Source organism: Macrococcus capreoli (genome assembly GCF_025628935.1).
GTDB lineage: Bacteria > Bacillota > Bacilli > Staphylococcales > Staphylococcaceae > Macrococcoides > Macrococcoides capreoli.
The window spans coordinates 1-9456 of the sequence record NZ_JAOTIS010000027.1; the positions used below are offsets into that span (position 1 = coordinate 1).

A 9456-nucleotide genomic window follows, 5' to 3' on the forward strand; every position below is an offset into this window, starting at 1 on the left:
CCATAATGGTCAACAAGATGCAGGTGAACCAGGCATTCCAGGTGTAACGGTAACAATTACACATCCAGACGGATCAACTGAAACAGTTGTGACAGATGAAAATGGACATTATGAATTCCCGAATGTACCAAATGGCGATAACACAATCACGTTTGAAACACCAGATGGCTACACACCAACAACATCAAATACTAGTAACGACACGACAGATTCAGACGGTACAATTGTTAAGATTGTAGTTGCTGGACAAGATAATCCAACAATTGATTCAGGATTCGTAAAAGAAACACCTAGCGAACCAAGTGAACCAGGAACACCAAGTGAGCCAGGTACACCGTTAGATCCAGAACCAGAAGTACCAGGTAATACAGGTTCAGAAACACCAAATAATCCAAGTACACCTGTTCACAATGAAACAGGAAATAATCCAGGTAACCCGGGAACTCCAGGTACACCAAGCAATCCAGGTACACCAAGTAACCCAGGAACGCCAAGTGAACCAGCAGCACCAAGTAATCCGGGAACACCTAAAGATACTGTAGCAACACCAAACAATAATGCATCATTAACTTCTTTACCAGATACAGGTGAAGCAAATAATGGCGGCGCATTAGCAGCAATATTAGCAGGTTTAGGTGGCGCATTATTATTCAGAAGAAAAAAATAGGTAATAATTGAAATGGTATGAGTCGCTAATGACTCATACCATTTTATTTTGTCTTAAAGTTTTCTTAATTATTTTTGTTCATTCTTTGTTACTTATCTTCATAGCTACTATTATGAAGAAATTTATTTATTGCTTGTTTTCACACGAAATAAAGTTGTAAATCAATTATAATAGACTTATATACTAAAACATCTAGAAGGAATGAGTTTATGACTATTTACAACTTAAATTTCGGCATTGGCTGGGCAAGTAGTGGCGTTGAATATGCCCAAAAATATAGAGCTGATCTCATGCGTTCAGATAATATTCCGTTTAAAAATATCTTTCTGGATTTCTTTAGCTTAGAGAATATACAAACATTAACAGAAAATATGTCGTTTCAAGACCATGAAATTATATGGTTATATCAACATTTCACAGACATTAAAATTGCACCAACAACATATACATTAAATCAATTTGTTAATAGTCTTGATACAACAATCGTCAACATAGATCATCTTAAGAAGAATAAAATCCTTCATTTAAAAGGAACACAAAACTTTATTCGTTGTTTTATGAAACAAGCAGACGAACCCTATCTTGATAGAGTAGAATACGTATTAGATGGAAAGATTATTCGAAAAGATGTCTTTACGTATACAAAATTATACTCAGAGTATTATGCACCTAAAAATAATAAATCTGAATTATACATGCGTGAGTTCTTTAATGAAGATGGAAGTATTGCATTCACCGAATATTTAGAAGGTGAAAATATATATAAGTTTAGTGATTGCATACTTTACGGAAAGCCAGCTTTCATCAGCTATTTTATTCAATCGCTAAAGTTATCGAAAGAGGATATTGTGCTTATTGATCGTTCAACGGATTTAGGTCCTGCCATTTTAAAAAATATTAGACCTGCACAAGTTGGTGTCGTTGTGCATGCCGAACATTATAATGCACCTCTATCTACGGAAAACAATATACTATGGAATAATCATTATGAGTACATGTTCCATAATCATCATTTAGTTGATTTCTTCATTGTTTCAACCGAGCAACAAGAGCTATTATTAAAAGAACAGTTTGATAAGTATTATCATGTGCAACCAGTCATTTATACGATACCTGTTGGCTCAATAGCATCATTAGTTGAAAATCATGGGCAATCATATTCAATAATGACAGCTTCCAGATTAGCATCTGAAAAACATATTGACTGGTTAATAGATGCAGTAGTCAAGGTGAAGGCGCAATTACCTGAACTAACATTTGATATTTATGGTGAAGGTGGAGAGCGCGATGCATTACGCAAGCGCATTATAGAACACAATGCAACACATTATATTGCGCTAAAAGGTCATGCAAAGTTGCAGGATATATATCCGAATTACCAACTCTTCCTTTCGGGGTCGACGAGTGAGGGATTTGGTTTGACGTTATTAGAAGCTGTTGGATCTGGTCTTGGATTAATTGGGCTTGATGTAAATTACGGCAACCCAACATTTATTAGAAACGATGATAATGGGTATTTATTATCACTAGATTTAGATCAACTATCTGTTAATGAAATTGCAGATGCATATAGCAAAGCGATTATTAACTTCTTTAACAATGATATTACATCAATCCAACACCATTCACATAAAATTGCTGAAGCATTTCTTGAACAGCAGACACTATTTAAATGGAAGAAACTCATAAAGGATGTTAGTCATGATTAATTTATTCGAACAATATTCAGCATCTACTGAATTACTCTATACAACGTTAATATCAGCAGGAATTCGTAATAGAACAGTAATCATAGAAGATAATGGATTTATTCCAGAAGATTTTGATACACCGTATCGTTTCTTTGCAAAAAACCCGAAGCAACAAATAAAACCACTATTCTTTAACGAAGTATGTATTCCAGACTATTGGGAGATTGCCGGTGATAATAATATGGCACAAGTATTAGATGAATCACGTGTGAAACGTGCGCATATTAAATACAGTGCTTCAGGGATTCGACTGGTGAAGCAAGTGGAATGGCTGGATAGTGCGGGTAGGATTAGAACGATTGATCACTATGATCAATATGGTAAGAAATATGCAGAATCGACATACAATATAGCAGGTGAACGCGTGTTCATACGTTACTTAAATCATGTAGGTAAACTTATTTACTATATTAATTTTGTGACGAATAATGTGATATTGAATATAGATGATAAAGTTCATTTATTTGAAAGTTATGATGCCTTCATGTTGTATTACTATTATGCAGCACAGATTCATAATGAAATATTATTAATGAATTCATTAGGATTTACATTATCATCTACCTTCAATTTGTCTACTCAGACAAAGAAATTTGTTGTTTGGCAAGAACATATTAAAGAACAAATACCCGGTAATATGAAGCAAATATTAGAAGATAACAAACGTGACTATATCTTGCTAGTACCGGATAAAGAAGAGCATGAAAAAATTCAATCAGCATTACCCAATAATCAACGCATTCGTCCTTTTGGGTATATGATTGAAACGAAACAACAAAATGATGCACAAGATATACTGATTATGACGAATTCTGATCAGCTTATTCAAATTGAGCAGTGGATTAATGCATTCCCGGACGTAACAATTCATATTGCTGCTTTAACTGAGATGTCGTCTGCGCTAATGGGACTAGGTAAACATGCAAATGTGAGATTGTATCCGAATGTAAAGGTGCATAATATTGAAGCATTATTTGAACGAAGTGGCTTTTACTTAGATATTAACAAAGGTAATGAAATTGTAAATGCAGTACGTACTGCTTTTAATCATAGTTTACTGATTTATGCGAATGATACAGTAGCGCACAATAGAGCTTTCACAAGTCATTACTTTAATGAAGAAAGTCTAGATAGCACAATCAATGAAGTACGTGAAGCAATGGAATCTCATCAATATAGACAAGCGTTGTTATATAAACAGCGTTGTCATGCTAACATTGTTTCAGCACAAGTCATAAAAGAAGCTATAAAATAAACAAAGTCCGACCAATTATTTTTGGTCGGACTTTGTTTGTATTTGTTTGAATAAAGTTTGCCATTGCTCAATGATTCGTTGATCGTAGTAAGGCTCAATGGATGGTATACATTGATTGAAATAATGAATTTGCTGAGCCTGATTTGATAATAGTTGATATAAAGTATTGTATAATGCTTCTTCATCATTCAACGGTACAAGATTGCCGTTTACCCCATCAATAATCATTTCATTAGGGCCGTAATCAATATCATATGCAATAACCGGTGTATGATGTGATAACGACTCAAGCACGGCTAATGCAAAGCCTTCAGAATTACTTGTGAGTAAACTTGCGACAGCACGGCCATAAACGTCTGTTAAATCATCTTTGAAGCCACGAAGTTTAATATAGGATTCCGCGTTCAATGATTGAATTAATGCATCAAGTTGTTGGTGTTGTGAGCCAAATCCATATAAATCAAGTGTAATATCAGGAAATTTTTCGTGTAAACGATGAATGACACGAATTTGATGGTCGAGTTGTTTGTCGACAACATATCTTGAAACAGAAATAAAATGATTACGCTGCTTTTTTACATTAGGAATCTTTAATAATTGTTGATCTACATAACCGACAGGAATGTTCGTGACGTGAATCGGTTTGTATTGTGCATCATGTTGAATAAATGATGCAATATCCTGCTGTTGTGCCTTTGTAGATGTAATGAGTGCATTAAATTGATCGAGATGTTTAAATAGTAAGTCATAAGGCCACTTTAAGCGATTATCCGCTAGATGTTGCATATGAATTACTACTGCTTTATTTGCTTTTGCCTGCATGTTCAAAAACGCTGGCACCAATTCTAATGGTCGATCGATTACAAATATATCATCTGGCTTATGAATTAAGTCTAAAAAGTGTGAAATGAGTGCTTCCTCACTATCGAATTTTTCAAATTGACCATAATGATTTTTTAGAAATATCATTGTGGGACGTAAGTTCTTCTCCATTTCATCATAATATTTCTCTATGACTTTCTCGCCAGTTGGTGTAAAGAATTCCTGATAGACAGTTTTATTTCCTTCTGCATAATGACAAACAGAACTCAAGAACCCACGGACGTCATATTCTTCGTGTTTGACAAACTGATCTCTAGCATTAAAGTAATTGATAAACATAGGTTGAGTAAAGTCATCATCAAAGAAACGTGCGTAAATCACTTTACGTCCATTTTGCGTAACCTTAATATCTTTACCATAGTTTACAATTTGTGTTTCATATCCTAAATGTGTTCTCCAGTAATTCGTATAGTCAAATGACTGATTCGGGTGTACATACATACATTGCTGGAAATAGTCATACATATTCAAGACGTCATTCTCAATACCAAATTGTTTAGCGTACATAGAACTTAAATGATGATAGTTGACTGTTAATAATTTAGCAGGAATTTGATGTTGTTTAAATAATTTTAAACGATTAAACATCGCTTTTTCCACGCCGGTAAAGCTATGATATATACCGATGCCCACAAAATAATGCATGCCTACCTCCTCAAGATGTTAGTTTTAGAAAAACGGTCTAAATAAATTATAAATCATTCTAATTGCGAAAAAGAGCATAATAAATCCAGCGACACTAAAAATTGCACGACGCCCTTTTTTCTCTTCTTCGTGTTCTTGATTCTCCATTTCTTGTAATAGTTGTTCTTCGATTTCTTTATTGATTTCTTCTAATGATTTATTTTCGTTCATATATGAATAGCACCTGCTTTAATTTAATTTGTAACGAGTATATTGTATTTTATCACTTTTGAGCATTATAAAAAAGACGACAATTGATATCATTTTGTCGCCTTTTCTAAGTAATGATTATAAAGTAAGTAAAAATATTAAACATAATCTTAAGCAATTAAATGTGAATATGGTATACATGAATATAATGAGTAATGTAGAAACTCATTATTATCGGAGTATAAAAAATATATTTTGTATTAAGACAATATAAACCAAATAGCATAATATAAAATATGAGATTTTCCATGCATAATTCATCTGTGTAAGCGTTATCAAAAAGTGATTTTAAAAACAATGATTGAATATTGAGTGAACCATGTTTTGAAAATTATATTAATATATCAAAATGCGTAAAAAAAGGGACATTTATTACTGATTTGTCGTGTTTTAAAGTGCCAACAATTGAATAAGTTCTGTATTTTTGTCACAAAATGTTCACAATTAATAGATTAATTATTGTGAATTTTTACTCCTTTAAGTAAAGTAAGTTAATGGAAAACGCTTATGTAGTGTGCGTTTTAATATATTTGTATTGAAACAGAATGACTATATTTGATAATATTTTGAAATTAAAAATCTTCAATATTCGGAAGAATAAATATTTATCATTTAAATTAATAAATTTAAATGATATTAGTTAATATAATAATTCGTATACTATATAATTGAATTGTAATAATGTATCAAAAAGATACATATCCACTAGGAGGAATATAATGAAAAAATCAAGAAAAAGTAAACTGGACTTTATCCCGAACAAGTTAAACAAGTATTCAATCAGAAAATTCACAGTAGGTACTGCGTCTATTTTAATTGGATCATTAATGTTTTTAGGGAATTCAGTTGAAGCGGATGCTGCTGTAGGCGATACGACTACACCTTCGACAACATCAGCGACTCCGACAACAGAAGCGCCAACGACAGCAACTCCGACAACAGAAGCCCCAACAACGGCTGCTCCAACGACAGAAGTACCAACGACTGTAGCTCCGACGACGGAAGTGCCAACAGCAGCAACTTCGACGACAGAAGCACCAACAACAGAAGCGCCAGCAACAACTCCTGAAAAAGCGACAAATGTAAAATTTAACGCTGATAATTCAGTATTAACTGGTTCAGCGACTGCAGGTCAAACAGTTGAATTAACATTAGCAAATGGCACAGTTGAGAAAGCTGTAGTAGATGCTAATGGTACTTTTACATTTAATAATTTAAATGTAGGTAGTGGTGAAATTGTTAAAGTTGTAACAGTGGATGGACAATTAAAGAGCGCACCAGTTGAAGTAACAGCAAATATTATCACTCCTTCAACAGAAGCCCCAACAACAGAAACAGCAACAACGGAAGCACCGACAACAGAAGCGTCAACAACGGAAGCGCCGACTACAGAATCAGCTACTACTGAGGCTGCAACAACAGAAGCGCCAACAACAGAAGCAGCAACGACAGCTACACCTTCTACAGAAGCACCGACAACGACATCTGTGGATACTGCAGCAGTAACTGTAGATCAAACGACAGCTAAGTTAAACACATTAACAACTGTTGACGAGAAAAAAGCTGCATTATCTGATTATTTAGCACAAAACACAGGCACTACTCAAGCAGAGGCAGTAGCTCAAATTGATGCATTAAATTTAGATTATGCAAACTTAACTTCAGATGAATTAATGGCAGCTTTATTACAAGCTATTGCGAGCAAACAAGAAGCAACAACAGTTGTTGCAACACCTGTAGCAACTAGAAATTCGTTAACGAATATGAAGTCAATTACATTAGATGCGAATGCACCAATCAATGGATTAGTAGCTTCTACTAGTGCTGGTGATTCAACTTTAACAGTTGATGGAGTAAATGTTATTGAATCTGCAGCATTCAACTCAACAACACAACATACAGTAAATGGTAAAGTTGTGCAACAATGGTCAGGAAACCCATTAGAATTTAATAATCCGAATGTAGCAACACCATTAGCAGGCGTACGTGTATTTGCGCAATGGATTGAAAAATCAGGAGAAGCATCTCCAATTTATACAACGGTAACGATGCCAGATGGTACATACCATATCGTTATGCAAGACTTTACGAAGGCAGATGGCACTACAGCTAAATTTGATGCAGATCCAAACTTGCCTGAAGGTGAAAAATGGCGTATTTGGGCTGAAACACCAGCAGGATTACAATTGTACTATTCTTGGGAGAATAGCCAATTAGGACCTCAATCAGCAGTAATGGATACTGCATATAATGCAAGTTATGCATTAGGGCCAGACCAATTAAATAACTTTAACTTCATTTATGTACCAAAAACAGATACAGCGACAATGCATGATATGGCAAATGCAACACCTGCTATTCAAGCACCTGGTGAATCTGGCTTCATTAAAGGTACTGTATTCTGGAATAACAACGTCAACCAAGGTACACAAACAATGGCAACAACAGTTGCAAATTCTGGTGGTACTACTGATACGCCAGCAACGAATATTACTGTTGTAGGTTCATATTTATCAGATTACGCTTTACAACAAATTTACGCTAAAGCTCCTGCAGCGATTGGAACAACAAATATTCGTGGTATCGGTTGGGATGACACGAAAGAACAAGCATTACAAAATTGGATCAAACAACAAATTGCAGCAGAAGGTACAGCATTATGGATCGCAGAAACAGTAACGACAACAACGGATGCTAAAGGTAACTACAACTTACAATTCAACGGTACATACGGTAAAGAGTGGAATGACCGTGGATTTAATGGAGCATTACTTGATTCTGCAACAAACAGTAATACTGTATTACCTGACGCATTAGCAATTTCTGAAGGATTACCAATTGGTTCAACATATGCGGATTTATTTAACCATGTAGCATCAAGTCCACAAATTGGTTCTTGGTATGGCGATACTAGTGCGGGTGTAAATGCAATGACAATTGATGCTGCACCGAAACACGTTAACTTAGATTGGACGTATGTTTCTTTACAAGGTGTAGATAGTTATGGTTTTGCAAGTCCGTATTATGGAAACAAATTCTTATTCGATAATGCCGATACTTCTTGGACTACATTCAATAAAATTGATGCAGTAGCAGATCAATACATCACAGGTGCAGATTTTGGTTTATTCTTAGATCAAATGAACTTTGATGTCGTGAACTTTAATACAAATACAACACCAGCTTCACCTGGAAACACAGTAACAACAAATACTGTTGGTTTAGCTTCTTCAGATATCGCACCAGATAGTTTATACCAAATCGTATGGTTTGATAAGACTGGTAAAGAAGTAGCAGCTTCTGCTATACAAAATGCAGATACAAAAGGAACATTGCCATCAGCTGATTTCGTAGTACCAACAACAGCACAAAATGGTGATATTTACACTGCGAAAATCTTTGCAATTAATCCAACAGATAAAACAACTCGAGGAGCATATCCGTTAGCAGTTGATTCATTTGTTGTTAAGATTACAGATGCTTCAACAAACCAACCGGATTATGTGGATACATCAGTAGAACCAGGAACACCTGTAACAATCGCTGCACCATTAAATGCAGATAAAACAGCACCACCAGCAGGAACAACTTACGCACCAGCAGATGCGGCAACATTACCATCATGGGCAGTAGTAAACGCAGATGGAACAATTACAGCAAGTCCAGATGCTACAGTACCAGCAGGACCTGTGACAATTCCAGTAACAGTAACGTATCCAGACGGCTCAACAGAAGTAATCGATGTTGTTGTAACAGTAGGCACAACAGATGCGGTAGATAATGCACCTGATTATGTAGATACAGCGGTAGAACCAGGAGCAACAGTAACAATCGCACCACCAGTGAACGCAAGTGGTGTGGCATTACCAACAGGTACAACATTCGCACCAGGAGCAGGTGTACCAGCATGGGCGACAGTAAATCCAGACGGATCGATTACAGTGAACCCAGATGCTACAGTACCAGCAGGACCTGTGACAATTCCAGTAACAGTAACGTATCCAGAT

6 protein-coding genes are annotated in these 9456 nt (G+C 35.4%); 4 read left to right on the forward strand and 2 right to left on the reverse strand.

Going from position 1 to position 9456, the window contains the following annotated elements; translation table 11 throughout:
* From OCL94_RS12945 to gtfB, 3 genes are all read left to right on the forward strand, one after another.
* Window positions 1-667: SdrD B-like domain-containing protein (locus OCL94_RS12945; protein WP_262997337.1), on the forward strand; the 667-nt coding region annotated here is incomplete at its 5' end.
* A gap of 209 nt (window positions 668-876) precedes the next feature.
* On the forward strand, window positions 877-2376 hold the full coding sequence (gtfA, locus tag OCL94_RS12950) for an accessory Sec system glycosyltransferase GtfA (RefSeq protein WP_262997338.1): 1500 nt from the start codon (window positions 877-879) through the stop codon (window positions 2374-2376).
* Window positions 2369-3673 (forward strand): accessory Sec system glycosylation chaperone GtfB, encoded by a 1305-nt coding sequence (gtfB, locus tag OCL94_RS12955; RefSeq protein ID WP_262997339.1) that lies wholly within the window; start codon window positions 2369-2371, stop codon window positions 3671-3673. Before gtfA ends, gtfB begins: the two co-directional genes overlap by 8 nt.
* A gap of 15 nt (window positions 3674-3688) precedes the next feature.
* Here gtfB and OCL94_RS12960 read toward each other — a convergent pair whose 3' ends face one another.
* Window positions 3689-5200, reverse strand: coding sequence for a glycosyltransferase (locus tag OCL94_RS12960; RefSeq protein WP_262997340.1), 1512 nt, complete (start codon window positions 5198-5200; stop codon window positions 3689-3691).
* Window positions 5201-5224: 24 nt separating this feature from the next.
* Window positions 5225-5410, reverse strand: coding sequence for a hypothetical protein (locus OCL94_RS12965; RefSeq protein WP_262997341.1), 186 nt, complete (start codon window positions 5408-5410; stop codon window positions 5225-5227).
* 758 nt (window positions 5411-6168) lie between these two features.
* On the opposite strand from OCL94_RS12965, the gene OCL94_RS12970 reads away from it, so the two are divergent.
* On the forward strand, window positions 6169-9456 hold a 3288-nt coding region (locus tag OCL94_RS12970; RefSeq protein ID WP_262997342.1), incomplete at its 3' end, for a Rib/alpha-like domain-containing protein.